Genomic DNA, 23,898 nt, shown 5'->3' with positions numbered 1-23,898 from the left:
CTGCCCGTTCACAACTTGCCGCCCCGCCCGCCGTCCCGCCGGGGCGGCGCGATGAGCGTCGACAGATAGGGCAGGGGCGACCCGTCCAGCTCGGCGGCCGGCCGGACGAACTCCTCCGGCAGCCCGAGCGCCGACCCCCACACGGCGTCACCGAGCCGCCCGCTCTCCCGCAGCGCCTCGGCCACCTCGCCCGCCTGCCGCCCGAACTTGTAGGCGACGACCGTGCCGGGCCCGGCCAGCGCCTCCTTGAGCACGGCGGCCCCGGCGGTCACCGGCACCAGGGTGAGCGGCTCGGTCCCCTCGGTGAGCACGGCCCCGGACCGCGCCGCCAGATCCTGCATCGCGGTGATCCCCGGCACGGTCTCGACCACCGTCCCCGGCACCGACTCCGCGACGGTCTGGGCGAGATACGTGAACGTCGAGTACACGTTGGGGTCGCCGATGGTCGCGAACGCGACACGGCCTCGCTCCCGCAGCAACCCGGCCACCCGCTCACCGGCCGCGTCCCAGGCCGCCTCGCGCCGCGCCCGGTCGGTGCGCTCGTTCAGTGCGAACACCACCCGGACGACCTTCTCCTCGGGCACGTAGTGCAGCACGGTCGCCTCGGCCCGCCCCGGTTCACCGCCGTCCGTTCCGTCGGGTGCGGCCATCACGGGAACGACGACGACGTCCGCGGCGCGCAGGGCGTTGACGCCCTTGACGGTCACCAGCTCGGGGTCCCCGGGGCCCACCCCGACTCCGATCAGCCTGCTGCTCATGACGTCCGGCACCTCTCCACGAACCGACGGGCGACACCGGGCTCGGACGCCCAGTGCGTGTGCAGATAACTCGCGTGCACACCTCGCTGTACAAAACCCTCGACGCGCGGTTCAGGGGCCCGCACGCCCCACGCGGGCGCGTCCCCCGCCCCCGGCTCCACGACCGTCCGGTGGAACTCGTGCCCCCGCATCCGCGTCCCGGCGGCGGCCAGCGCACTGTCGGACACGGCCACGGCGTCCCGGTAGCCCAGGGTCAGCCGCTCGCTCATCCGCGCGGAGGCGTCCAGCACCCCGCACATGGGCAGCCCGTCCAGCTCCCGGCACAGATACAGCAGCCCCGCACACTCGGCGGCGACCGGCGCACCGCCCAGCGCCAGCTCGGCAACGGCCTTGCGCAGCGCCCCGTTGGCGGACAGCTCGGAGGCGTACACCTCGGGGAACCCGCCGCCGATCACCAACCCGCGGGTCCCGTCGGGCAGTTCCTCGTCCCGCAGGGGATCGAAGACGACGACCTCGGCCCCGGCGGCGGCGAGCAACTCGGAGTGCTCGGCATAGCAGAACGTGAACGCGGCCCCACCGGCCACGGCGACCCGGATCAACGGGCCCCCGGGTGCGGCCACCCGGGTCGGGGAACCCAGGACCTCAGCCGCGTCCCACGCGGCACACGACAACGCACCCGCACTCCGCGCCAGCGCGACCAGCCCCTCCAGATCGCACCCCGCCTCCACCTGCGCGGCCATCGCCGCGACCGCCCCGACCGCCGCGGCCCCCCGCTCGGCGACCGGCACCAGCCCCAGATGCCGCGACGGCGTCTCGGCCTGAGCGGCCCGCCGCAGCACACCCAGCACGGGCACGCCGACGGAGTCCAGCGCCTCCCGCAGCAACGCCTCGTGCCGGTCCGACGCGACCTTGTTCAGGATCACGCCCCCGACCCGTACCTCCGGATCCCACGTCACGAAGCCGTGCACCAGCGCCGCCACCGACCGCGACTGCGACGAGGCGTCCACGACCAGCACCACCGGAGCCCGCAGCAGCTTCGCCACCTGGGCCGTGGACGCCAGCTCCCCTTCCCCCGCGGCCCCGTCGTACAGCCCCATCACGCCCTCGACCACGGCGATGTCGCACCCGCCGGCCCCGTGCGCGAACAGGGGACCGACCAGCTCCGGACCGCACAGGTACGCGTCGAGGTTGCGCCCCGCGCGCCCGGTGGCGAGCGCGTGGTACCCGGGGTCGATGTAGTCCGGCCCGACCTTGTGCGGGGACACCGCGAGCCCCCGCGCGGTGAGCGCGGCCATCAACCCCGTGGCGACGGTGGTCTTGCCGCTGCCCGAGGAGGGCGCGGCAATCACCAACCGGGGTACGGAGGTCACCACTCGATGCCCCTCTGCCCCTTCTGCCCGGCGTCCATCGGGTGCTTGACCTTGGACATGTCGGTCACCAGGTCGGCGAACTCCACGAGCTCCTCGGGCGCGTTCCGCCCGGTGATCACCACATGCTGCGTCCCCGGCCGGTCCCGCAGCACCGACACGACCTCGTCGGTGTCGATCCACCCCCAGTGCATCGGGTACGCGAACTCGTCCAGCACGTACAGCTTGTACGTCTCGGCGGCCAGGTCGCGCTTGACCTGTTCCCAGCCCTCGCGGGCCTTCTCCTCGTTGTCCATCTGCGCGTCCCGCTGGACCCAGGACCAGCCCTCGCCCATCTTGTGCCAGTCGACGGTCCCGCCCTCGCCGGAAGCGCCGAGCACCCGCAGCGCGTTCTCCTCGCCGACCTTCCACTTCGCCGACTTGACGAACTGGAACACCCCGATCGGCCACCCCTGGTTCCAGGCCCGCAGCGCCAGCCCGAAAGCGGCGGTCGACTTGCCCTTGCCGATGCCCGTGTGCACCACGACCAACGGCCGGTTGCGCCGCTGACGCGTCGTCAGCCCGTCGTCCGGCACCACACTCGGCTGCCCCTTCGGCATTACGCGGCCCTCCTCGAAGTCCCCTGCTGTACGTCCCTGACCAGCCCGGCGATCGAGTCCGCCCGCAGCTCGTCCAGCGTCACCGCCGTGCCGCCCAGCTCACCCGCGAGCTGCCCGGCGAGGCCCAGCCGCACCGGCCCCGACTCGCAGTCCACGACCACGGACGCGGTCCCCTCGGCGGCGAACAGCCGCGCCGCCCGCCCGGCAAGGGCGACCGGCTCGGTCCCACCCGTCGCCCGACCACCACCCCGGCCGGAGGCGCTTCGCGCCGCCCCTCCGTCTGTGGCCCGCCCGTCCGTCACCACGACCACCAGCGCCCGCCGCGCCGGGTCCCGCAACCGCTCCACCCGCAGCACGTCGTGCGCCTTGAGCAGCCCGGCCGCCAGCGGCGTACGGCCACCCGTCGGCAGCGACTCCAGCCGGGCCGCCGCCGCGTCCACCGACGAGGTCGGCGGCAGCGCCACCTCGGCGGCCGATCCCCGGAACGTCACCAGACCCACCTTGTCCCGCCGCTGATAGGCGTCCAGGAGCAGTGACAGCACGGCGCCCTTCACGGCGCTCATCCGCTGCCGCGCCGCCATCGAACCGGAGGCGTCCACGACGAACAGCACGAGGTTGCCCTCCCGCCCCTCGCGCACCGCCTGCCGCAGATCGTCCCGGCGGACCACCAGACCCGTCCCCGACCGCCCCCGCGTCCGCTGGTGCGGCGCGGCGGCCTGCACGGTCGCCGTCAGGTGCAGCTTCGTCAGCGCGCCCTGCGGCCGACGCGCTCCCGTCGTCCGCCCCTGCTCGGTCCGTGCCCGGGACCGCCGCCCGGCGGCGCCCGCACCGACGCCCGGCACGCTCAGTACCTTCGCCCGGAACAGCTCCCCGGCCGGTACGGCCGTCTGCTCCCCGGCACCGGGGCCCGACTGAGGCTCCCCGCCCTCACCGGCCTCGGGCCGGGCAGCGGTGTCACCATCACCTTGAGGTCCCTCATCGGGCGCCGGCTGCCCACCCGGACCACCGTCCGGTCCCGGGTCGGGATCGTCGTCGCCCCCGTCCTCACCAGGCCCGCCGAACTCCTCCAGCGTCTCGTCGAGCTTGTCCTCGTCGAGTCCGGGCGCGTCGAAGGGATTGCGCCGCCGCCGGTGCGGCAGGGCCAGCAGCGCGGCCTGCCGCACGTCCTCGGCGAGCACGTCGGTGCGCCCGGCCCACGCGGCCAGCGCGGTCGCGGTACGTGCCATCACGATGTCGGCGCGCATGCCGTCCACCTCGAAAGCGGCACAGGTCGCCGCGATCTGCCGCAGCGCCGCGTCGCCGAGGCGCACCGACGGCAGCAGCTCCCGCGCCGCCACGATCCGCGCCCGTACGGCAGCCTCCTCGTCGGCCCAGCGGGCGGCGAAGCCGACCGGGTCGTCGTCGTAAGCCAGCCGCCGCCGTACGACCTCCACCCGCTGGTCGGGCTCCCGGGAGGCGGCCACCTCGACGGTCAGACCGAAACGATCGAGGAGTTGGGGTCTGAGTTCTCCCTCCTCCGGGTTCATGGTTCCGACCAGGAGGAAGCGAGCGGCGTGCCGCACGGAGACGCCTTCCCTCTCGACGTACGAGGCACCCATGGCGGCGGCGTCCAGCAACAAGTCGACCAGATGGTCGTGGAGCAGATTGACCTCGTCGACGTAGAGGATCCCGCGGTGCGCGTCGGCGAGCAGACCGGGCTCGAATGCCTTGACACCCTCGGCGAGCGCCCGCTCGATGTCGAGCGCTCCGACCAGCCGGTCCTCGGAGGCACCGACGGGGAGTTCGACCATACGGGCAGGCCGCGACTCAAACGCTCCCGACTCGTGCGGCCCGTCCGGGCAGGCAGGGTCGGGGGAGCCGGGATCGCAGGAGAAACGGCATCCGGAGACGACGTCCACCGTCGGCAGGAGTGCCGAAAGGGCGCGCACGGCCGTGGACTTGGCGGTGCCTTTCTCCCCGCGGACCAGTACGCCACCGACCTGCGGTGACACCGCGTTGAGCAGCAGCGCGAGCCGTAGGTCGTCCTGACCGACAACGGCCGCGAACGGGAACGGGGTGGTCACTTGTCGTCGCCCTCCAAGTCGCCTTCGAGTTCCAGATAGGTGGCACGCAGTCGCTCGAGCGTGTCCGCGTCCGGCTCCGCCCACAGCCCTCGGTCGGCTGCCTCCAGCAAGCGTTCAGTGATGCCGCGCAGAGCCCACGGGTTGGACTTCCGCATGAAGTCCCGGTTCTCGGCGTCGAAGACGTACTCGGCGCTGAGCTTCTCGTACATCCAGTCGTCCACGACCCCGGCCGTGGCGTCGTACCCGAACAGGTAGTCGACGGTCGCCGCCATCTCGAAGGCACCCTTGTAGCCGTGCCTTCTCATGGCGCTCATCCAGCGGGGGTTGACCACTCGCGCCCGGAAAACGCGGTGCGTCTCCTCGCCCAGGGTGCGCGTCTTCACCTGGTCCGGTGTCGCCGAGTCCCCGACGTACGCCTCCGGGCTCTCGCCCGTCAGGTGTCGCACCATGGCGACCATGCCGCCGTGGTACTGGAAATAATCGTCCGCGTCGACGAGGTCGTGCTCGCGCGTGTCGACATTTTTCGCGGCCACCGCGATCCGCCGGAACGCCGTCTCCATGTCGCCGCGCGCCGCCCGTCCGTCGAGCCCGCGCCCGTAGGCGTAGCCGCCCCAGACCGCGTACACCTCGGCCAGGTCCGCGTCGCTTCTCCAGTTGCGGGCGTCGATCAGCGGCAGCAGACCGGCGCCGTACGCGCCCGGCTTGGAGCCGAAGATGCGGGCCGTGGCCCGGCGCCGGTCGCCGTGTTCGGCGGTGTCCTCGTCGGCGTGGGCCTTCACGAAGTTCCGGTCGGCGGGCTCGTCCAGCTCCGCCACCGTCCGTACCGCGTCGTCGATCAGCCCGACGACGTGCGGGAACGCGTCCCGGAAGAAGCCGGAGATGCGCACCGTGACGTCGATGCGGGGCCGGCCCAGTTCCTCCAGTCCGACCACCTCGAAGCCGGTCACCCGGCGCGAGGCGTCGTCCCACACCGGGCGGCAGCCCAGCAGCGCCAGGATCTCGGCGATGTCGTCGCCCTGGGTGCGCATCGCGGAGGTGCCCCACACCGTCAGGCCGACGGACTTCGGGTACGCACCCGTGTCCTGCAGGTACCGCTGCACCAGCGAGTCCGCCAACGACTGCCCGACCTCCCAACTCAGCCTCGACGGGATCGCCTTGGGGTCGACGGAGTAGAAGTTCCGGCCGGTCGGCAGGACGTTGACCAGCCCGCGCGTCGGCGATCCCGACGGGCCCGCCGGGACGTAACCGCCGTTCAGCGCCCGCAGGATGTTCCCGATCTCGTCCGTGGTCCGGGCGAGCCGGGGGACGACCTCGGTGCAGGCGAACTCCACCACGGCCACCGCGTCCGGGAGTTCGGCGCCCAGCACCTGGCGCACCAGCGGCGCGCTCTGCCCGACCGCCCAGCCGCGCTCCTCCATGCCCTCCGCGATCCGCCGGCACAGCTGCTCCAGCAGGTCGATCGCGTCGGAGGCCGACCGCGCGGGACCGTCCACCAGGTCCGTCAGCTCGGCCGGCACCTTCAGCGGGGCGCCCGGCTCGGCCAGCAGCTCCTTCTCCACCAGCCCGAAGTGCTCGGCCAGCGAAGCCCGCAGCCCTGGCAGCGCGTTCGCCTGTCCGCCCCACACCTGCGAGGCGCGCAGCACCGCGAGCACCAGGTTGACGCGCGGCTCGCCGACCGGGCCGCCGCCCAGGATGTGCAGTCCGTCGCGGATCTGCACGTCCTTGATCTCGCACAGATAGCCGTCGATGTGCATGACGAAGGAGTCGAAGTCATCGTCGTCCGGCTGGTCGTCCACGTGCAGGTCGTGGTGGAGCTCGGCCGCCTTGACCAGCGTCCAGATCTGCGCCCTCACCGCCGGGGCCTTCTCCGGGTCCAGGTCGGAGACCAGGGCGTACTCGTCGAGGAGCTGCTCCAGCTTCGCCAGGTCGCCGTAGGTGTCGGCACGGGCCATCGGCGGGACGAGGTGGTCGACCACCGTGGCGTGCCCGCGGCGCTTGGCCTGGGTGCCCTCACCGGGGTCGTTGACGATGAACGGGTAGATCAGCGGGAGGTCGCCGAGGACGGCGTCCGGCGCGCAGCCCCCGCTCAGCCCGAGGCCCTTGCCCGGCAGCCACTCCATGGTGCCGTGCTTGCCCATGTGCACGATCGCGTCGGCGCCGAAACTGTTCTCCAGCCACCGGTAGGCGGCCATGTAGTGGTGCGACGGCGGCATGTCGGGGTCGTGGTAGATGGCGATGGGGTTCTCGCCGAAGCCGCGCGGCGGCTGGATCATCACCACGACGTTCCCGAACTGCAGGGAGGCCAGCACGATGTCCTCGCCGTCGACGTACAGCGAGCCCGGCGGCTCGCCCCACGCCTCGGTCATCGCGTCCCGCAGCTCCGGGTCCAGCTTCGCGAACCAGGCCCGGTAGTCCGCGAGCGGCACCCGGGCGGGCGCGGCGGCCAGCTGGTCCTCCGTCAGCCACTCCACGTCGTGGCCGCCCGCCTCGATGAGCCGGTGGATCAACTCGTCGCCGTCGTCGGGGTATCCGTGCACCCCGTACCCCGCGTCCCGCAGGGCGTCCAGCACCCGTACCGCCGAGGCGGGGGTGTCGAGGCCGACCGCGTTGCCGACGCGGGAGTGCTTGGTCGGGTAGGCGGTGAAGACCAGCGCGAGCTTCTTCTCCGCGTTGTCCAGGTGCTTCAACCGGGCGTGCCGTACGGCGATCCCGGCGACGCGTGCGGCCCGCTCGGGGTCGGCGACGTAGACCGGGACGTCGTCGGGGCCCTGCTCCTTGAAGGAGAACGGGACCGTGATCAGCCGGCCGTCGAACTCCGGGATGGCGACCTGCATCGCCGCGTCCATGGGGGAGAGGGCGGCGTCCGACTCCTCCCAGGCGGCGCGCGACGACGTCAGGCACAGCCCCTGCAGCACCGGGACGTCCAGGTCGGCGAGGGCCCCGATGTCCCAGGCCTCGTCCTCCCCGCCCGCCGACGCCTGCGAGGCGTGCGTGCCGCCGGCCGCGAGCACGGTGGCGACCAGGGTGTCCGCCCGGCCGAGGATCTCGTACAGCCCGGGGTCGGCGCCGCGCAGCGAACCGCAGTACACGGGCAGGGCGTTGGCGCCGTGTGCCTCGATCGCGTCGCAGAGCGTGTCCACGAAGGCGGTGTTGCCGCTCAGTTCGTGGGCGCGGTAGAAGAGCACGCCGACGGTCGGACGGTCCGCCGAGACGGTACGGGAGCCGTGCACCCCGTACTCCGGCATCCGGCGCGGCTCCTCGAAGCCCTCGCCGGTGAGCAGCACGGTGTCGGACAGGAACCGGGCCAGCTCGGCCAGGTTGTCCGGGCCGCCCTCCACCAGGTACTTCAGTGCCTCCGCCACGACGCCCGCGGGCACCGACGACTCGGCCATCAGCTCCGCGTCCGGCACGGCCTCGCCGCCGAGCAGCACCGTCGGGATGCCGGACGCCCTCAGCGCCGCGAGCCCGTCCTCCCAGGCGCGCTTGCCGCCCAGCAGCCGTACGACGGCGAGGTCCGCGCCGTCGAGGAGCGCGGGCAGTTCGGCCGCCACGTCCACGCGGGTCGGGTTGCCGATCCGGTAGGAGACGCCGGTGGCGGCGCGGGCCGCCAGCAGGTCCGTGTCGGCGGTCGACAACAACAACACTGTGCTCATGCGGGCGCTCCCGGTGGAATGAAAGGCAGTCCTTGCGGCGCGCCCGACTCGATGAGCCGCCAGAGCGCGTCCGTGTCCGCGTGCTGTTCGATCAGGTCGCCGAGCCGGTCGAGCTGCTCCTCGCGCAGCGCGGCGAACGAGGTGTCGGGGGCCGGCACGAAACGGCGCCCCGCGGCGGCGGCCACCTCGCGCAGGAAGGCCCGGCGGAAGCCGTCGGACTCCAGCGAGCCGTGCCAGTGCGTGCCCCAGGTCTGGCCGACCCGGCAGCCGTCCAGGCTGTGTCCGCTGTCATCGGAGATGAACGCTGTCCCGCCGGTGACGTCGGCGACCCCGTGATGGATCTCGTACCCCTCGACGGGCTCCCCGAGGGCTTGTCCGACGGGACGGGTCAGCGTCTTCTCCCGCGCGAACCGCACCCGTACGGGCAGCAGTCCGAGCCCGTCGACGTGTCCGGCGCGGCTCTCGACCTCGTCCTCGATGTGCTCGCCGAGGATCTGGTAGCCCCCGCAGATCCCCAGCACGGGCCGCCCCTCGGCGGCCCGCCGCTCCAGGGCGTCCGCCAGCCCCCGCTCGCGCAGCCACTGAAGGGCCCGCACGGTTCCGCGGGTCCCCGGCAGGACGACGAGGTCGGCGTCGGCCAGTTCCTCGGGCCGGTCCACGAACCGCACGACGACGCCCGGTTCGGCGGCCAGCGCGTCCAGGTCCGTGAAGTTGGACATCAGCGGCACCGCGCACACGGCGACCCGCAGCACGTCCTCGCCGACCGGCGGGGCGACGGCCGACTCCCGCACGGCGCCGCGCAGGGAGACGGCCAGGCCGTCCTCCTCGTCGATGCCGAGCCCGTGCCGGAAGGGCAGGACGCCGTACGTGTGCCGTCCGGTCAGGCCGTGCAGCATGTCGAGGCCCGGCTCCAGCAGCGTCACGTCGCCCCGGAACTTGTTCACCAGGAACCCGGCGACCAGCGCCTGGTCCTCGGGGGAGAGCAGGGCGACGGTGCCGAAGAAGGAGGCGAAGACCCCGCCGCGGTCGATGTCGCCGACGACGAGGACGGGGAGCCCGGCGTTCCTGGCGATCCCCATGTTCACGATGTCGGTGCGCCGCAGGTTGATCTCGGCCGGGCTGCCGGCCCCTTCACAGATCACCGCGTCATACGTGCCCCGCAACTGTGCCAGGCAGTCCAGTACCGTGCCCAGCAACTGCTGTTGCCGTCCACCGTGGTAGCCGCGCGCGCTCAGCTCGCCGACCGGCCTGCCCAGCAGCACCACCTGGCTGCTCCGCTCGCCGCCCGGCTTGAGCAGCACGGGGTTCATCAGCGCGGTCGGCTCGACCCGGCAGGCCTGGGCCTGCATGGCCTGCGCCCGTCCGATCTCGGCGCCCTCGCGGGTCACGAACGAGTTCAGTGACATGTTCTGCGCCTTGAACGGCGCGACCTTGACGCCCTGTCGTGCCAGCCACCGGCAGATCCCGGCGGTCACCACGCTCTTGCCGGCGTCCGAGGTGGTACCGGCGACCAGCAGACCCCCACCGCTCATGACCTGTGCCCCTTCCCGGAGGTCCGTGCGGCGGCGATCCGCGTGCCGATGATCCGCGTACCGGCGATCCGCGCGGCGGCGCCGACGCCGAGCGCCAGCCAGCCCACGCGCCGCGAGAGCCGTACCGCCCGGTCGATGTCCGCCGTGGCCACGGGGCGGCCGGTGCCGTTGAGGACGGGCCGGTCTTCGACCCGCCCGGCGTAGGACAGCGTTCCGCCGAGCCGCACGCCGAGCGCGCCCGCGAAGGACGCCTCCACGAGGCCGGCGTTGGGGCTGGGATGCTTCGCGGCGTCCGCGCGCCACGCCCGGACGGCGCCCCGCGGGTCCGGTCCGGCGGCCGCGGCGAGCACGGCGGTCAGTCGTGCTCCGGGCCATCCGGCGACGTCGTCGAGGCGGGCGGAGGCCCAGCCGTAGCGCCGGTACCGGGGCGACTTGTGGCCGACCATGGCGTCCAGGGTGTTGACGGCCCGGAACCCGAGCAGCCCCGGCACCCCGGCGACGGCGCCCCACACCAGGGCGCCCACCACGGCGTCGGAGGTGTTCTCGGCGACGGACTCCACCACCGCGCGGGCGATCCCGTCGGCGTCCAGCGCCTGCGGGTCCCGCCCGCACAGGTGCGGCAGCCGTGCCCGCGCGGCCTGGACGTCCCCGGCCGTCAGCGCCCGCCCGATGGCACGGGCCTCCCGGGCCAGCGACGTCCCGCCGACGACGGCCCAGGTGGCGGCGCCGGTCAGGGCGACCGAGGCGGCGGGGGAGGACTGTACGCACCGGGAGGCAAGGCTGCCCAGGGCGACGGCCCCGCCGACGCAGACGGCGGTGTGCAACGCGCCCCGGCCGCGGTCGTCCCGCCACAGCATCTGTTCCACGGCAGCCGCGGCCCGCCCGAAAGCGGCGACCGGATGCCCTCGGCGGGGATCGCCGAGGAGCAGGTCGCCGAGGAGGCCGGCGGCGGCGCCGTACGCGAACTCGCGATCGGCACCCACGGGTTCAGCCGGTGGGGGATCCGGTGGGAACGCCCGCCCCGAGCCGGGACGGGGCGTTGCTGGTCGACCTCGACGGGCAGCCGGGCATGGCGATATGTCCTCACTCAGGGTGTCCACGCCCTGGTTCGACGAGACCGGCGGTGAGAGTTCCTGGCTCCCGGGGTGTGCACCCCGGTGACAGTGGCGGGACCGCGCCGGACTTCCACCGGCTTCCTCTCCTGCCGCCGCATTGGCATCCGGCAGTTCACCACGGCCCGGAAGAACCGTCAACCTGCCTTTGACCTGCGAGGCTGAAGTGTGCTGAGGCCCACAGAGGGGCTCCGGTGGGGGGAACGCGAACGGGCGGTGCGGGGCTTCACACCCCGCACCGCCCGTCGGACGGAGACGACCTCGGTCAGGCCACGATCAGGTAGATCCCGTACGCCACCGCCGCCGTGCAGGCCGCGAAGCAGGCGTAGGCGCCGGCGACCGCCAGGGCCGCGGACTGGCCCTGGGCCACGGCCCGCTCATGGCGGGACAGGCCGACGATGCCGAGGGTGAACAGGGCCACCAGGGCCACGGTGACCACGAGGCTGACGCCGAAGACGGAACCGAGGGCCGCCCAGTCGATCTGCATGGTGCTCTTCTTCCTTCGTCTCTTCCTTCGTGCCGGGACGCGGTCAGACGGTGGTCTTGGCGGGCGGGTCGGCGGGGGCCGGGGCCGGGATGGTGGCCGAGAGATCGCCGGCCGGAGGCGGGGTCACCGCGGCCATGGCGACGGTCACCACGCCGGCGGGCTCCTCGGCGGCGGCGGCCGGGACGTCGGCGTCGTCGTGGTCGTTGACGTTGGTGTGGTCGACGACCTCCCGCCGGGAGATCTTCCAGATCGCCGCGCTGGAGACGACCAGGAAGACGGCGACGACGGCGGTGCCCCAGCTGCCGGCTCGGCAGACCAGTTCGGCGATGGCTCCGACCAGGGCCGCCGCCGGCAGCGTCAGGCCCCAGGCGACGAACATCCGGGTGGCCGTCGACCAGCGGACGACACCGCCCTTGCGGCCCAGGCCCGCACCCATCACGGCACCGGAGACCGAGTGCGTGGTGGAGAGGGAGAAGCCGAGGTGGGAGGAGGCCAGGATGACCGTCGCGGCGCTGGTCTGGGCGGCGAAGCCCTGCTGCGGCTGGAGGTCCGTCAGGCCCTTGCCCATCGTGCGGATGATGCGCCAGCCGCCGAGGTAGGTGCCGAGCGCGATGGCGACGCCCGCGGAGACGATGACCCACATGGGCGGGTCGGAGTCCGGGGCGAGGGCGCCGCCGGCGACCAGGGCCAGGGTGATGATGCCCATCGTCTTCTGCGCGTCGTTGGTGCCGTGGGCCACGGAGACGAGGCCGGCGGAGGCGATCTGACCCGCCCGGTAGCCCTTCTCGGACGCCTTGCCGTCGGCCTTCTTGCCCAGGCGGTAGGTCAGCCGCGTGGCGAACATCGCGGCGACGCCGGCCACCAGCGGCGCGGCGATCGCGGGGATCAGCACCTTGGTGACCAGGACGTCACCGTGCACCGCGCCGAAGCCCGCCGAGGCGACGGTGGCGCCGATCAGGCCGCCCATCAGGGCGTGCGAGGAGCTGGACGGCAGGCCGACCAGCCAGGTCAGGAGGTTCCAGAGGATCGCGCCGACCAGTGCGGCGAAGATGACCTCGGGCCGGATGCCGGCCTCGTCGACGAGGCCTTTGGAGATCGTGTTGGCGACCTCCACGGAGAGGAAGGCGCCCACCAGGTTCAGCACGGCGGACATGGCCACCGCGACCTTGGGCTTGAGAGCACCGGTCGAAATGGTTGTCGCCATCGCGTTCGCGGTGTCGTGGAAACCGTTCGTGAAATCGAACGCGAGTGCGGTTACCACCACAATCGCGAGGATCAGCGAGAAGCTTTCCATTTACCCAGGCAATCGTTCGAAGTCATTGGCGCGTTGAACGTAGGTAACCTGAGTGAACAGAAGATGAACTGGGATGGGCGACGGGATGACCTTGAGGGGTGTGAACGCCCCCTCGGACGGCCCCGCATCCACCATGCCCCACCCGCGGCGGTGCGGCTGAAGGGCTGTGACCCCGTCGGCGGACGTCCACGGCCGGCCGTGGATCCGTTGAAGAGACCTTCGTCACCCGGCAGGATCACGGCATGACCGAACAGCGACGCCGTGCGAGCGAGGAGAAGGCGCGCGCCTGGACCGGCCTCGTCGAGGCCGCCCGCCGGACCGTCTCCGACGGGCTCGTCGTCGGTACCTCCGGAAACGTCTCGGTACGGGTCGGTCCGACCGTACTGGTCACACCGTCGGGGGTGCCCTACGACCGCCTGACCCCGCACGACGTGACCGGTGTCGACCTCACCGGCCGCCAGGTCCTCGGCACCCTGGTCCCGACCAGCGAGCTGCCCATGCACCTCGCGGTGTACCGCGCGACCGGCGCCCGCGCCGTGGTGCACACACACGCCGTGCACGCGACGGCGGTCTCCACGCTCGTCGACGAACTCCCGCTCGTCCACTACATGGCCGCCGCGCTCGGCGGGCCCGTCCGGGTCGCCCCGTACGCGACCTACGGCACCGAGGAGTTGGCCGGACACGTGCTGCGCGCCCTCGACGGCCGCACCGGCTGCCTCCTGAGGAACCACGGCACCCTCACCCACGGCGCCACCCTCGACCAGGCCTACGACCGCACCGCCCAGCTGGAGTGGATGTGCAGGCTCTGGCTGACCGCCTCGTCCGTCCCGGGCCGCTCCCCGGCCCTCCTGTCGGCCGACCAGCTGGCGGAGGTCGCGGACCGCCTGCGGGGCTACGGGCAGCGCGACTGAGAGGTCACCCGGGCAAGACGTCCACTGGCCGGGGGGCCGGTCCGCCGGGACACTGGGTTCCGTGCGCACTGTCAGAGCGACGGCCGCTGCCGTCACCGCCGTGATAGGTGCCGGAGCCGCCGCGGTGGCGGCCGGCCGGCTCGCCAGCGACGCGGCACTCAAGGCGCCGCCGGGCAGACCGCTGCCCACCGAGCCCCGGCTCACCGTGCACGGCACCGCCGCCGGCCAGATCAGCCTCACCCGGGACCTCGCCGCCCTGCGCCCCGGCCGCTACGGCCTCACCGGTGACGACTCCCACGCGGTCGTCGGACCCGTACTGGAAGGCATGTCGGACTCCGCCGACACCGTCGTACGCCGTCTCGAACGCGTCGTGCGGGGCACCCTGAAGCCCGGCGACCGGGCGTGGCTCACCCCGAACCTGTACATAGGCGACCCGGGTGCCGCACTGGGCCTGGACCACACCGACGTCCTCGTCCCCGGCGAACTCGGCCCCCTTCCCGCCTGGTTCGTGCCGGGCGTCCGGGAGACCTGGGTGATCGCGGTGCACGGCCTCGGCACCACCCGGGAACACCCCATGAACCTCATGGAGTTCCTGCACCGCCACCACTTCCCGATGCTCATCCCCTCGTACCGGGGCGATCCGGGCGCGCCGCGCTCGCCCGACGGCCTCAACCACTTCGGCGAGACCGAGTGGCGCGACCTCGACGCGGCGATCCGCCACGCGCTGGACGCCGGTGCCCGACAGGTCGTCCTGCTCGGCTGGTCCACCGGCGCGACCATGGCGCTGCGTGCCGCGGCCCGTTCCACCCTGCGCGACCGCATCGCCGGACTCGTCCTCGACTCCCCGGTGCTCAGCTGGGAATCGACCCTGCGCGCCCTCGCCGCCGCCCGCCGCACCCCGGGCGTGCTGCTGCCGCTGGCGGTCCGCGCCGCCCAGGGCCGCACCGGCCGCTACGGCGACCACCACCCCGGCACGACGGAGGCGGAGCACATCGACGTCCCCACCCTGATCGTCCACGGCCCCGGCGACGTGGTGGCCCCCTGGCGGCTCTCCCACCGCCTGGCCGCATCCCAGCCCAACACAATCACCCTGCTCACGGTCGCAGACGCTCCGCACGGCGCCATGTGGAACGCCGACCAGGACACCTACGAAGAGGCCCTGCGCCGCTTCCTCACCCCGCTCATGTGACCTCCGCACCTCCCGCGGGTGACCCCCGTGCCGGCTCGGCGGTCCCCTCCGGCTCCTCCGGCCGCTCCGGCTCCTCCGGCTTCTCCGCCCCGGCGGGTGGCGGGGGCCGGGCGGACGGGGGAGCGGGGGCCTCGCCGGGGATTCCGCTCGGGGCCGCGGCGCCGGCCTGCCACCGCCCCTCGACCGCCCGTGCGACCCGCTGCGCCGGCCCTCTCCGTCGCCGCCCGTGACATTCCGTTTGGGTTTTCGGACCGTCAACCGCAAGACTGCACCCGTGACGTCCCGTATCCCGCGCGACTCCAGGCTTCGACTTGTCCGCCCGCGACCCCTGGCCGCCGCCCCCAGGGCGATGAACCAGCAGCGCTCGCGCCGTCCTGCGCCGCGCCCTCCGGAAGGCACACCGGCCCCCGCGGAGCTGGCCAGGACGGCACGCTCCGGTCTGGCCGGAGCGGCCCGCGTCGCCCGCTGGGCCGACGCCGCCCTCGGACCCGGCCGGAGCAGCAGCGCCACCGCCGCCGGCAAGGCCATCCTCTCCGACGCGACCGCGCGATGGGCGGCCGACGACCTGGGCCTGACCCCGGCTCAGGTCCGGGCCGACTGGGACACGGCCCGGCTCGCCGGTCTGGTCGAGGTGCACGGCGACACGGCCCGCCCCGGCTGGCGGCTGCGCGCCTGGGACCGCGACGACAGCGCCGTGCTGCGCGGCTGGGTCGCCCTCTTCGACGCCTGGTCGCTGGCCCACCCGGAACCCGAGGGCCACGAATCCGCCACCGTCGGCGAGGTCGTCTCGGCCATGCCGCAGGTGCTCTCCTTCCTCCAGCTCTCGGCCGGGCCCGTCCCCGTGCCCCAGCTCCTCGACCTGCTGCAGCAACGGGTCACCGAACTGCGCACGGAGCGCTGCGAGGTCGACTACACGTCCCCCTCCGCCGACACCGCCCGGCCCACGCCCGTCGAACCGGGCGCCGCCGACGCCCCGCTCGCCCCGCTTCTCGAATGGGCCCTGCGCGCCCTCGCCGCGGTGGGCGCCCTCACCTACGGCGAGGGGCAGGCCACGCTCACCCCGCTCGGCAGCTGGGCGGTCTGGGTCAAGCTGGAGCAGATCTGCGTCGCCGCCCAGAGCCCCGCCGGGAACATCGAGCAGAGCGCCGAGGACATGCTCCGCGGCTGCGCCCAGCTGCGCCCCAACGCGGCCCGCGCCGAGTACCGCGCCTGGCTCGCCGCCCGCCCGGTCGCCGGCGCCGTCGCCGAACTGCTCGCCGCCGCCCGGGGTGAGGACGCCCTGCTGCGCGGCCTCGCCTTCGAGGCGCTGCGCGTGGTCGGCGCCCCCGCCGAACCCGAGGTCCGCGCCGTGCACGACGAGCCGACACTGCGGCCCTACGCCCTGCTGTGGCTGGCCGAGCACGAGGGCGCCGACCCCGAGGACGCCCACCAGGTCCTCACCCGGGAGGAGGCCACCTGGCTGTGGGTGGACACCGCCGCCGCGGTCGCCGACCACGGTGAGGCCCCGCTGCTGGTACGGCACCTGGAGTCCGCGGTCCAGCCGACCGTCCCCGCGCTGCTGGACGAGGTGCGTGCGGTCGGACACCCGCGCACCGTGCAGGTGCTGGTCGCGCTCGCCGCCGCGCACCCCGACCCGGCTCTGGCCAAAGCCGTCCGGCGGGCGGCCTTCCAGGTGCACACCGGAGGCTGACGCCACCGCCACCGCCGCCACCGCCGCCACCACCGTCCCGCGAGATCCCACCGGCCCGGGGCCGGGCTCAGGCCCCGGCCTCGGGCGCGTACGTACCGAAGCTCCAGACGTTGCCCTCGAGGTCCCGGGCCGTGTAGTCCCGCGAGCCGTAGTCCTGGTCGGCCGGGGGCGCCAGGATCTCCGCGCCCTGGGCCACCGCCCGCCGGTGGTGTGCGTCCACGTCGTCCACGACGACGTACACCCCGGCCGGCCCCGCACCCTTCATCGCCGTGTCGAAGACGCCGCCGCGGCCCCGGGAACCCAGCATCACCGCGCCGTTGCCCTGGACCAGCTCGGCGTGCACCACCGAGCCGTCCTCGCCCTCGTACACCGACAGCTCCGTGAAGCCGAAGGCCTCCGTGAGCTGCCGGATCGCCGCCTTCGCGTCCGCGTACAACAGCGTCGGGAAGACGCTCGGACGTCCGCCGCCCGTACCTGCCACGGCCCACTCCTCACCTCCCGCAGCCCAAAACCCGGCAACGGGAAAACCACCGGAAAAACGACCTTCCGGCAGTCTGGCACCGACCACCGACAACGCTCCGTGACCCGGCCGGGAGAGGGGCATCGCACACCCGCACACCGGAAAAGTGGTTGCGCGACCCCGTTAGAATGGCCCGCATGGCCATTCTCCTTGTGCATTAGACGGCGGGAACGCCCTCAGCCGCCCACCGCCGACTTCCCCAGGCTCCGTTCGAGCAGGGGACCCCCAACGCCTGGAGTCTGACCAGTGATCTCCGCCTCCGGCATCGAGCTGCGCGCCGGTGCCCGTGTCCTCATCGAAAGCGCCACCTTCCGCGTCACCAAGGGCGACCGCATCGGCCTGGTCGGCCGCAACGGCGCCGGCAAGACCACGCTCACCAAAGTCCTCGCCGGCCAGGGCATCCCCGCCGCGGGCAGCGTCACCCGCTCCGGCGAGGTCGGCTACCTCCCCCAGGACCCCCGCACCGGCGACCTCGACGTGCTCGCCCGCGACCGCATCCTCTCCGCCCGCGGACTGGACGTCCTGATCCGCAAGATGCGCGAGAACGAGCAGCGCATCGCGAACGGCCAGGGCGCCACCCGGGAGAAGGCGCTCCGGCAGTACGAGCGCCAGGAGACGGAGTTCCTCACCAAGGGCGGATACGCCGCCGAGGCCGAGGCCGCCACCATCGCCGCCGCGCTGAACCTGCCCGACCGGGTCCTGGGCCAGCCGCTGCACACGCTCTCCGGCGGTCAGCGCCGCCGCGTCGAACTGGCCCGCATCCTGTTCTCCGACGCGGACACCCTGCTGCTCGACGAGCCCACCAACCACCTCGACGCCGACTCGATCGTCTGGCTGCGCGACTACCTCAAGACCTACCGCGGCGGCTTCATCGTCATCTCCCACGACGTCGACCTGGTCGAGACGGTCGTCAACAAGGTGTTCTACCTGGACGCCAACCGCTCCACCATCGACATCTACAACATGGGCTGGAAGCTCTACCAGCAGCAGCGCGAGGCCGACGAGAAGCGCCGCAGGCGCGAGCGGCAGAACGCCGAGAAGAAGGCCGCCGCCCTCAACGCCCAGGCCGACAAGATGCGCGCCAAGGCCACCAAGACGGTCGCCGCGCAGAACATGGCCCGCCGCGCGGAGCGCCTGCTGTCCGGCCTCGAGGAGGCCCGCCAGTCGGACAAGGTCGCCAAGCTGCGCTTCCCCGACCCGGCGCCCTGCGGCAAGACCCCGCTGACCGCCGAGGGCCTGTCGAAGTCGTACGGCTCCCTCGAGATCTTCACCGACGTGGGCCTGGCCATCGACAAGGGCTCCCGGGTCGTCATCCTCGGTCTCAACGGCGCGGGCAAGACCACCCTGCTGCGCCTCCTCGCCGGAGTGGAACAGCCCGACACCGGCATGGTCGTGCCCGGCCACGGGCTCAAGGTCGGCTACTACGCCCAGGAGCACGAGACCCTCGACCAGGACCGCACGGTGCTGGAGAACATGCGCTCCGCCGCGCCCGACATGGACCTCGTCGAGGTCCGCAAGGTGCTCGGCTCGTTCCTGTTCTCCGGCGACGACGTGGACAAGCCCGCCGGCGTCCTCTCCGGCGGCGAGAAGACCCGTCTCGCGCTCGCGACCCTCGTGGTCTCCTCGGCGAACGTGCTCCTCCTCGACGAGCCCACCAACAACCTCGACCCGGCCAGCCGCGAGGAGATCCTCGGCGCGCTGCGCACCTACAAGGGCGCGGTCGTCCTGGTCACCCACGACGAGGGCGCCGTCGAGGCGCTCCAGCCGGAGCGGATCATCCTGCTGCCGGACGGGGTCGAGGACCTGTGGGGCGCCGACTACGCGGACCTCGTCGCCCTCGCCTGAGCAGCCCCGGGGCCCCTCGCCCGAGCGGCCCCGGTCCGCCGCGCGCGTGACGGCAGGTGCGACCGCGCAGGTGACTCCTGACATGACCGGCGGCGTGATCCACCGCGTATGGATCATTCGGCCCATCGGTGATCCATCATTCGTGTGAGATCTCCTCGTACCGAGGTGTGTCCTCCACGCGTTTCGCGGCCGAGCCCCTGATCCACCGGGGCTCGGCCGCGACACCTTTCTGACCTGGGACTTCGCGGGGCAACCCGTTCGGGGGTGTCCTCGGCATCCGGTGGAATTCCTTACTCCGTTTGTGGGGACGGGCTCCTGTCGTCACAACCTTGTCGCACGGACCTTGCCGAATGGGTGGCCATCGGGCCCGGGAGGGGTGATCATGAGGAGACCAGAGCGCACTTCCCATGAGGAGGCACGGGTGGCCGAGACTCTGAAGAAGGGCAGCCGGGTGACCGGCGCCGCGCGCGACAAGCTCGCGGCAGACCTGAAGAAAAAGTACGACGCCGGTGCGAGCATCCGGGCGTTGGCCGAGGAAACCGGCCGCTCGTATGGCTTTGTGCACCGCATGCTCAGCGAGTCGGGCGTCACGCTCCGAGGGCGTGGCGGGGCGACACGAGGCAAGAAGGCCCCTTCGGCCTGATTCCGGGCGCCGCCCCTCGATCCCGATGGTGGCCACCCGGTCGGCCGACTGACCGACCGGGTGGTTACTGTGCAGTCACTTGGCTGTGTCGCGGTACGGCTCGACGCCGTCGCGCGGCGCGGAAGACGACCGCACCCATCGGAGGCGCCCCATGGCTTCGTCCGCCCAGGACCTCGGTCCGGTACTCGACAAGGACGGCGTACGGCTCACCGTCGACGACGCGATCGCCACGGTGACGCTGACCAACCCGGCCAAGCGCAACGCGCAGAGCCCCGCTCTGTGGCGCGCGCTGACCGAGGCGGGCCGGCTGCTGCCGGGCTCCGTCCGGGTCGTGGTGCTCCGGGGCGAGGGCAAGTCCTTCTCCGCCGGGCTCGACCGGCAGATGCTCACGCCCGAGGGGATCGAGGGCGAGACCTCCTTCGTCGAGCTCGCACGCAGCGGGGAGGCCGAGCTCGACGCGACCATCGCCGAGTACCAGGAGGCGTTCACCTGGTGGCGGCGCAGCGACCTCGTCTCCGTCGCGGCCGTGCAGGGGCACGCCATCGGAGCCGGTTTCCAGCTGGCCCTCGCCTGTGACCTGCGGATCGTCGCGGACGACGTCCAGTTCGCCATGCGCGAGACCAGCCTGGGGCTGGTACCGGACCTGACCGGCACGCATCCGCTGGTCGGGCTCGTCGGATACGCCCGCGCGCTGGAGATCTGTGCGACCGGGCGGTTCGTCACGGCCGAGGAGGCCGTGCGCACGGGCCTGGCCAACCTCGCCGTGCCGGGCGACGAACTGGATTCGGCGGTGCGCGACCTCGCGGCGGCGCTGCTGGCCGCGCCCCGGGACGCCGTGATCGAGACGAAGGCGCTCCTGAGGGGCGCCCAGGAGCGTACGTACGAGGAGCAGCGGATCGCCGAGCGCGCGGCCCAGGGCCGCAGGCTGCGGGATCTGGCCGGTCTCGGCGAGTGAGGAACCGGCGCCCCGCCGGGGTGAGGAACCGGTGGGGCGCGGGGGAGCCGCGGGAGGGCGTCAGTCGAGCGCCGTGACCAGTACCGCCACCGTCGGGCGGTCCGGCAGGGCGGCCGACACCGCCGTGCGGACCGCCCGGGCCACGTCCACCGTTCGGTGGTCCGCCAGGGCGGCGAGGTCCACGCGCGCGTGACGGCGGGCCAGAGAGGCTCCGTCGGGCTGCCGGTGGGCCGTCAGGTGCACCGGGTGGCCCAGGGTGCCCGTCAGCCGGGACACCCCCGGGACGGCGAGCGCCGCGGCGGCCACCCGGTTCCCGTCGGAGTCACCGGGCTCCGGCGCGCCGGCCGACCCGTCCGTGGGCCCGCCCACCGCGTCCGCCGCCGGAGCCGCGTCCGCCGCCGGACCCGCGGGCGGTCCGGCCTGCGGGTCCAGCAGTTCGGTCACCCGCAGGTCCACCTCCGCCACCACCAGCCCGATCCGCTCCGCCGCGGCCCGCGACAGCACCGCCCGCAGACGGTCCGCCGTCACCGGCAGCGGCTCCGCCGCCGTGGCCGCGAACCCGACCGTCACCCGCAGCGCCCCCGGGGGCAGGGCGCTCGGCGGGGGCGGCACCACCGGCTCGCCGACGTCCTGCGGGTCGGCGAGCGCGATGCGCAGTCCGTCCACGCGCACGCCCGGTTCGTCCCGCACCACCGCGCGCCGCAGCACCTCCCCGGCGGCGGCTTCGGAGATCCACGCGCCGTCCCGCGGTCCGCCCAGAGGCAGAAGTCTGCCCAGTCCCAACTGCTGTCGCACTGCCCGAGTCCACCGGTCCGCCGTCATTCCTCCAGCCTGCCGCATCCACGGCGCGTCATCACGCAACCGCGCATACGGTGGGCATGTGGACGACGACCGGAAGGGACGTGCACCCATGACCGACATGCCGGAGGGCGGCTCGACGAGGGCCACCGACCTCGAGAAGACCGTGCCGGACACCTCTGCGCGCAAGGGGCCGGGCACCCGGCGCGGCGGAGGCGAACCCGCCACCCGCGGCCGCACCACGATCGCCGACGGCGTCGTGGAGAAGATCGCCGGTCTCGCCGCGCGGGACGTGCTCGGCGTGCACACCATGGGCAGCGGCCTGTCCCGGACCTTCGGGGCCGTGCGCGACCGGGTGCCGGGCGGGTCGAAATCGGTGACGCGTGGGGTGAAGGCCGAGGTCGGTGAGGTACAGACCGCGCTGGATCTGGAGATCGTCGTCGAATACGGCGTGTCCATCAGCGAGGTCGCCAAGGACGTGCGGGAGAACGTCGTGGCGGCGGTCGAGCGGATGACCGGCCTCGAGGTGGTCGAGGTCAACATCGCGGTCAGCGACGTGAAGCTGCCCGACGAGGAGGACGAGGAGTCGGAGAGCCGTCTCCAGTGAGGCGTCCCCCGAAGAGCTGACGAGCTGATGAGCTGACGGGCCGAGGAGCCGAGGAGCTGAGGAGCGCATCATGAACATGGCAGTGGTCGGCATGATCGCCGGCATGGCGCTGGGCTTCGCCGGATACTTCGGCGGATTCGGGGCCTTCCTGCTGGTGGCCGCGTTGGGGGCGGTGGGTTTCGTCGCCGGGCGGTTCCTCCAGGGGGACCTGGAGCCCGGTGACTTCTTCCGTCCCCGTGACGATCGTCGGAGGTGACGCCGGTGAGCACGGGGGAAGACGGGGCCGACGGCGTCCGCGTCGTCGTGCCGCCGCGCGAGCGCGGTGCGACCAGGATCGCCGACCGGGTGGTCGCGAAGATCGCCTCCCAGGCGGCCCGCGAGGCGCTCGGACCGCTGCCCCCGGACGCCGAACCGCCGCACGCCATGGTCGTCGTCCACCGCGACGACACCGCGCGGGTCCGCGTCCACGTCGAACTCGGCTACCCCGGCGACATCGGCGGCCGGTGCGGGCGGGTACGCCGCCAGGTGGTCGAACGGGTGTCCGTGCTGGCGGGCATGCAGGTGCCGGAGGTCGTCGTCCAGGTGGAACGGCTGCACCTGGCGGCGGCACCGGGAGCGGCCCGGGTGAGGAGGACCCGATGAGCGGACCCGGAGCCGCCGGGCAGCCCGCGGGCACCGTCCTGGAGAAGACACCGCCACCCGAGCCGGACGGCGCCGCGGCCCCGGGCCCCCGGCGCTTCTGGTCGGCGCGCAAGGTCCCCGCGGGCCTGCTCGCCCTGCTGCTCCTGGTGATCGCGGTGGCGTTCCTGTACGACATCGCCGCGGTGCGCGCCGACCGGCCCGCGATGAGCTGGCGCCGGGAACTCGCCCGCCAACTGGCCGAACGGCCCCTGGACGACATCTGGGTGCTGCTGGGCGCCGGGGTCGCCGCCGCCCTCGGACTCTGGCTGCTCCTGCTGGCGCTCACCCCCGGGCTGCGGGCCCTGCTCCCGATGCGCCGCACCCACCCCGACGTCCGCGCCGGACTCGACCGGGACGCGGCGGCGACGGCACTGCGGGACCGGGCCATGGAGATCGCCGGGGTGCAGACGGCGCGGGTACGGGTGACCCGCGGGCGGGCCGACGTCCGCGCGGTGTCGCACTTCCGTGAACTGGACGAGGTACGGGCCGACCTGGAGGCGGTACTCGCCGAAGCGATCGGGGGCCTGGGGCTGTCCCGGCCGCCCGCCCTGTCGGTACGGGTACGACGTCCCGGCCGGAAGGGGTGAGGCCGGTGATCAGAATCGTCAACCGTGTGCTGCTCGGGATCACCGGCCTGCTCCTGGTGGCCCTCGGCGGGTCCGTGCTGGCCGTCGGACTGGGGGCGCCGGCGCCCTCCTGGTGGCTGCACCAGGGACGGCACGACGTACTGCTGAGCGACGCCGAGCGGACCCGGTGGCGGGACGCGGGCTGGTGGTGGCCCGTCGTGATCGCCGCGCTCGCGGTCCTCGTCCTGCTCCTGCTCTGGTGGCTGGTCGCGGTCCTGCGCCGGCGCCGGTTGGCCGAGGTGTTCGTCGACACCGGCGACGGCGACGGAGCGATCCTGCGCGGCCGGGCCCTGGAGGCCGCACTCGCCGAGGAAGCGGGCCGGGTGGACGGCGTAGACCAGGCCCACGCCCGGCTGACCGGCCGGCGCGGCGCCCCACGGACCCGCGTCCGCCTCCGCCTGGAGCCCCACGTCGACCCCGGCACCGCACTGGACACCCTCACCACCGGGGCCCTCACCCACGCCCGCGAGGCGGCGGGCCTGACCGCCCTCCCGGCCGAGGTCCGCCTGAAAGCGGTCAAGCACCGCGCGGAACGCGTCAGCTGAGCACGGCCCCGCCCCGCGGCCGG

The 23,898-nt window shown here is 73.5% G+C and carries 22 protein-coding genes and 1 riboswitch; of the genes, 11 read left to right on the top strand and 11 right to left on the bottom strand.

Annotated features, from left to right (window positions below; translation table 11 throughout):
* Window positions 1–8: 8 nt before the first annotated feature.
* The 9 genes from cobI to ACWEQO_RS00280 all read right to left on the bottom strand — a co-directional run bounded on the left by cobI (window position 9) and on the right by ACWEQO_RS00280 (window position 12,865).
* Complete coding sequence (gene cobI, locus ACWEQO_RS00320) at window positions 9–758, bottom strand: precorrin-2 C(20)-methyltransferase (RefSeq protein ID WP_452977241.1); 750 nt, start codon at window positions 756–758, stop codon at window positions 9–11.
* Window positions 755–2,131, bottom strand: a complete 1,377-nt coding sequence (locus ACWEQO_RS00315; protein ID WP_452977238.1) for a cobyrinate a,c-diamide synthase — start codon at window positions 2,129–2,131, stop codon at window positions 755–757. Before ACWEQO_RS00315 ends, cobI begins: the two co-directional genes overlap by 4 nt.
* Window positions 2,125–2,724, bottom strand: a complete 600-nt coding sequence (cobO, locus tag ACWEQO_RS00310) for a cob(I)yrinic acid a,c-diamide adenosyltransferase (protein WP_452977235.1) — start codon at window positions 2,722–2,724, stop codon at window positions 2,125–2,127. Before cobO ends, ACWEQO_RS00315 begins: the two co-directional genes overlap by 7 nt.
* Window positions 2,724–4,787, bottom strand: a complete 2,064-nt coding sequence (locus ACWEQO_RS00305) for a putative cobaltochelatase (RefSeq protein WP_452977232.1) — start codon at window positions 4,785–4,787, stop codon at window positions 2,724–2,726. Before ACWEQO_RS00305 ends, cobO begins: the two co-directional genes overlap by 1 nt.
* On the bottom strand, window positions 4,784–8,440 hold the full coding sequence (cobN, locus tag ACWEQO_RS00300) for a cobaltochelatase subunit CobN (RefSeq protein ID WP_452977229.1): 3,657 nt from the start codon (window positions 8,438–8,440) through the stop codon (window positions 4,784–4,786). The genes ACWEQO_RS00305 and cobN overlap by 4 nt, the downstream gene beginning before the upstream one ends.
* The gene (locus ACWEQO_RS00295) at window positions 8,437–9,972 is read right to left on the bottom strand and encodes a cobyric acid synthase (protein ID WP_452977226.1); all 1,536 of its coding nucleotides are present in this window, start codon (window positions 9,970–9,972) and stop codon (window positions 8,437–8,439) included. Before ACWEQO_RS00295 ends, cobN begins: the two co-directional genes overlap by 4 nt.
* Window positions 9,969–10,955, bottom strand: coding sequence for a cobalamin biosynthesis protein (locus ACWEQO_RS00290; RefSeq protein ID WP_452977223.1), 987 nt, complete (start codon window positions 10,953–10,955; stop codon window positions 9,969–9,971). The genes ACWEQO_RS00295 and ACWEQO_RS00290 overlap by 4 nt, the downstream gene beginning before the upstream one ends.
* Before the next feature lie 125 nt (window positions 10,956–11,080).
* Window positions 11,081–11,219: riboswitch (cobalamin riboswitch) on the bottom strand.
* A gap of 130 nt (window positions 11,220–11,349) precedes the next feature.
* Window positions 11,350–11,571: a hypothetical protein gene (locus tag ACWEQO_RS00285; protein WP_361460718.1), complete on the bottom strand. Its 222-nt coding sequence runs from the start codon at window positions 11,569–11,571 to the stop codon at window positions 11,350–11,352.
* A gap of 43 nt (window positions 11,572–11,614) precedes the next feature.
* Window positions 11,615–12,865 (bottom strand): anion permease, encoded by a 1,251-nt coding sequence (locus ACWEQO_RS00280; protein ID WP_452977220.1) that lies wholly within the window; start codon window positions 12,863–12,865, stop codon window positions 11,615–11,617.
* A 242-nt stretch (window positions 12,866–13,107) separates the two neighbouring features.
* Between ACWEQO_RS00280 and ACWEQO_RS00275 the strand changes: the two genes are divergently transcribed.
* The 3 genes from ACWEQO_RS00275 to ACWEQO_RS00265 all read left to right on the top strand — a co-directional run bounded on the left by ACWEQO_RS00275 (window position 13,108) and on the right by ACWEQO_RS00265 (window position 16,655).
* On the top strand, window positions 13,108–13,776 hold the full coding sequence (locus tag ACWEQO_RS00275) for a class II aldolase/adducin family protein (RefSeq protein ID WP_452977217.1): 669 nt from the start codon (window positions 13,108–13,110) through the stop codon (window positions 13,774–13,776).
* A 61-nt stretch (window positions 13,777–13,837) separates the two neighbouring features.
* Complete coding sequence (locus ACWEQO_RS00270) at window positions 13,838–14,965, top strand: alpha/beta hydrolase (protein ID WP_361460714.1); 1,128 nt, start codon at window positions 13,838–13,840, stop codon at window positions 14,963–14,965.
* A 274-nt stretch (window positions 14,966–15,239) separates the two neighbouring features.
* On the top strand, window positions 15,240–16,655 hold the full coding sequence (locus ACWEQO_RS00265; protein ID WP_361460713.1) for a hypothetical protein: 1,416 nt from the start codon (window positions 15,240–15,242) through the stop codon (window positions 16,653–16,655).
* Window positions 16,656–16,722: 67 nt separating this feature from the next.
* Here the strand turns inward: ACWEQO_RS00265 and ACWEQO_RS00260 are convergent, their stop codons facing one another.
* Window positions 16,723–17,136 carry a VOC family protein gene (locus ACWEQO_RS00260; RefSeq protein ID WP_452977213.1) on the bottom strand — a complete coding sequence of 138 codons (414 nt, stop codon included), beginning with the start codon at window positions 17,134–17,136 and terminating at the stop codon, window positions 16,723–16,725.
* A gap of 285 nt (window positions 17,137–17,421) precedes the next feature.
* Here ACWEQO_RS00260 and ACWEQO_RS00255 point away from each other — a divergent pair, with 285 nt between their 5' ends.
* The 3 genes from ACWEQO_RS00255 (at window position 17,422) to ACWEQO_RS00245 (ending at window position 20,618) form a co-directional block, all read left to right on the top strand.
* Entirely contained in the window at window positions 17,422–19,020 is a 1,599-nt protein-coding gene (locus tag ACWEQO_RS00255) for an ABC-F family ATP-binding cassette domain-containing protein (protein WP_361460711.1), read from the top strand.
* A gap of 421 nt (window positions 19,021–19,441) precedes the next feature.
* Window positions 19,442–19,663 carry a helix-turn-helix domain-containing protein gene (locus tag ACWEQO_RS00250; RefSeq protein ID WP_029385158.1) on the top strand — a complete coding sequence of 74 codons (222 nt, stop codon included), beginning with the start codon at window positions 19,442–19,444 and terminating at the stop codon, window positions 19,661–19,663.
* A gap of 151 nt (window positions 19,664–19,814) precedes the next feature.
* A complete protein-coding gene (locus tag ACWEQO_RS00245; RefSeq protein ID WP_361460709.1) occupies window positions 19,815–20,618 on the top strand; it encodes an enoyl-CoA hydratase/isomerase family protein in 804 nt (267 codons plus the stop codon).
* Window positions 20,619–20,678: 60 nt separating this feature from the next.
* On the opposite strand, the gene ACWEQO_RS00240 is transcribed toward ACWEQO_RS00245, so the two are convergent.
* On the bottom strand, window positions 20,679–21,440 hold the full coding sequence (locus ACWEQO_RS00240) for a nucleopolyhedrovirus P10 family protein (protein ID WP_452977209.1): 762 nt from the start codon (window positions 21,438–21,440) through the stop codon (window positions 20,679–20,681).
* An 88-nt stretch (window positions 21,441–21,528) separates the two neighbouring features.
* Here ACWEQO_RS00240 and ACWEQO_RS00235 point away from each other — a divergent pair, with 88 nt between their 5' ends.
* From ACWEQO_RS00235 to amaP, 5 genes are all read left to right on the top strand, one after another.
* The gene (locus ACWEQO_RS00235) at window positions 21,529–22,023 is read left to right on the top strand and encodes an Asp23/Gls24 family envelope stress response protein (protein WP_361460705.1); all 495 of its coding nucleotides are present in this window, start codon (window positions 21,529–21,531) and stop codon (window positions 22,021–22,023) included.
* 70 nt (window positions 22,024–22,093) lie between these two features.
* Window positions 22,094–22,279 (top strand): hypothetical protein, encoded by a 186-nt coding sequence (locus ACWEQO_RS00230; protein ID WP_361460704.1) that lies wholly within the window; start codon window positions 22,094–22,096, stop codon window positions 22,277–22,279.
* Complete coding sequence (locus ACWEQO_RS00225; RefSeq protein ID WP_452977206.1) at window positions 22,276–22,665, top strand: hypothetical protein; 390 nt, start codon at window positions 22,276–22,278, stop codon at window positions 22,663–22,665. The genes ACWEQO_RS00230 and ACWEQO_RS00225 overlap by 4 nt, the downstream gene beginning before the upstream one ends.
* Complete coding sequence (locus ACWEQO_RS00220) at window positions 22,662–23,291, top strand: DUF6286 domain-containing protein (RefSeq protein ID WP_361460700.1); 630 nt, start codon at window positions 22,662–22,664, stop codon at window positions 23,289–23,291. The genes ACWEQO_RS00225 and ACWEQO_RS00220 overlap by 4 nt, the downstream gene beginning before the upstream one ends.
* Window positions 23,292–23,296: 5 nt before the next feature.
* A complete protein-coding gene (amaP, locus tag ACWEQO_RS00215) occupies window positions 23,297–23,875 on the top strand; it encodes an alkaline shock response membrane anchor protein AmaP (protein WP_452977202.1) in 579 nt (192 codons plus the stop codon).
* Window positions 23,876–23,898: the final 23 nt, after the last annotated feature.

The organism is Streptomyces sp. NPDC004051, from assembly GCF_053604275.1.
This window is presented reverse-complemented; position numbering and strand designations above follow the sequence as displayed.

Excerpts from the sequence above, each read along its gene's own strand:
- cobI (WP_452977241.1), bottom strand. The coding sequence starts at position 758 with ATGAGCAGCAGGCTGATCGGAGTCGGGGTGGGCCCCGGGGACCCCGAG.
- cobO (WP_452977235.1), bottom strand. The coding sequence starts at position 2,724 with ATGCCGAAGGGGCAGCCGAGTGTGGTGCCGGACGACGGGCTGACGACG.
- cobN (WP_452977229.1), bottom strand. The coding sequence starts at position 8,440 with ATGAGCACAGTGTTGTTGTTGTCGACCGCCGACACGGACCTGCTGGCG.
- ACWEQO_RS00295 (WP_452977226.1), bottom strand. The coding sequence starts at position 9,972 with ATGAGCGGTGGGGGTCTGCTGGTCGCCGGTACCACCTCGGACGCCGGC.
- ACWEQO_RS00285 (WP_361460718.1), bottom strand. The coding sequence starts at position 11,571 with ATGCAGATCGACTGGGCGGCCCTCGGTTCCGTCTTCGGCGTCAGCCTC.
- ACWEQO_RS00280 (WP_452977220.1), bottom strand. The coding sequence starts at position 12,865 with ATGGAAAGCTTCTCGCTGATCCTCGCGATTGTGGTGGTAACCGCACTC.
- ACWEQO_RS00275 (WP_452977217.1), top strand. The coding sequence starts at position 13,108 with ATGACCGAACAGCGACGCCGTGCGAGCGAGGAGAAGGCGCGCGCCTGG.
- ACWEQO_RS00245 (WP_361460709.1), top strand. The coding sequence starts at position 19,815 with ATGGCTTCGTCCGCCCAGGACCTCGGTCCGGTACTCGACAAGGACGGC.
- ACWEQO_RS00240 (WP_452977209.1), bottom strand. The coding sequence starts at position 21,440 with ATGACGGCGGACCGGTGGACTCGGGCAGTGCGACAGCAGTTGGGACTG.
- ACWEQO_RS00235 (WP_361460705.1), top strand. The coding sequence starts at position 21,529 with ATGACCGACATGCCGGAGGGCGGCTCGACGAGGGCCACCGACCTCGAG.
- ACWEQO_RS00230 (WP_361460704.1), top strand. The coding sequence starts at position 22,094 with ATGAACATGGCAGTGGTCGGCATGATCGCCGGCATGGCGCTGGGCTTC.
- ACWEQO_RS00220 (WP_361460700.1), top strand. The coding sequence starts at position 22,662 with ATGAGCGGACCCGGAGCCGCCGGGCAGCCCGCGGGCACCGTCCTGGAG.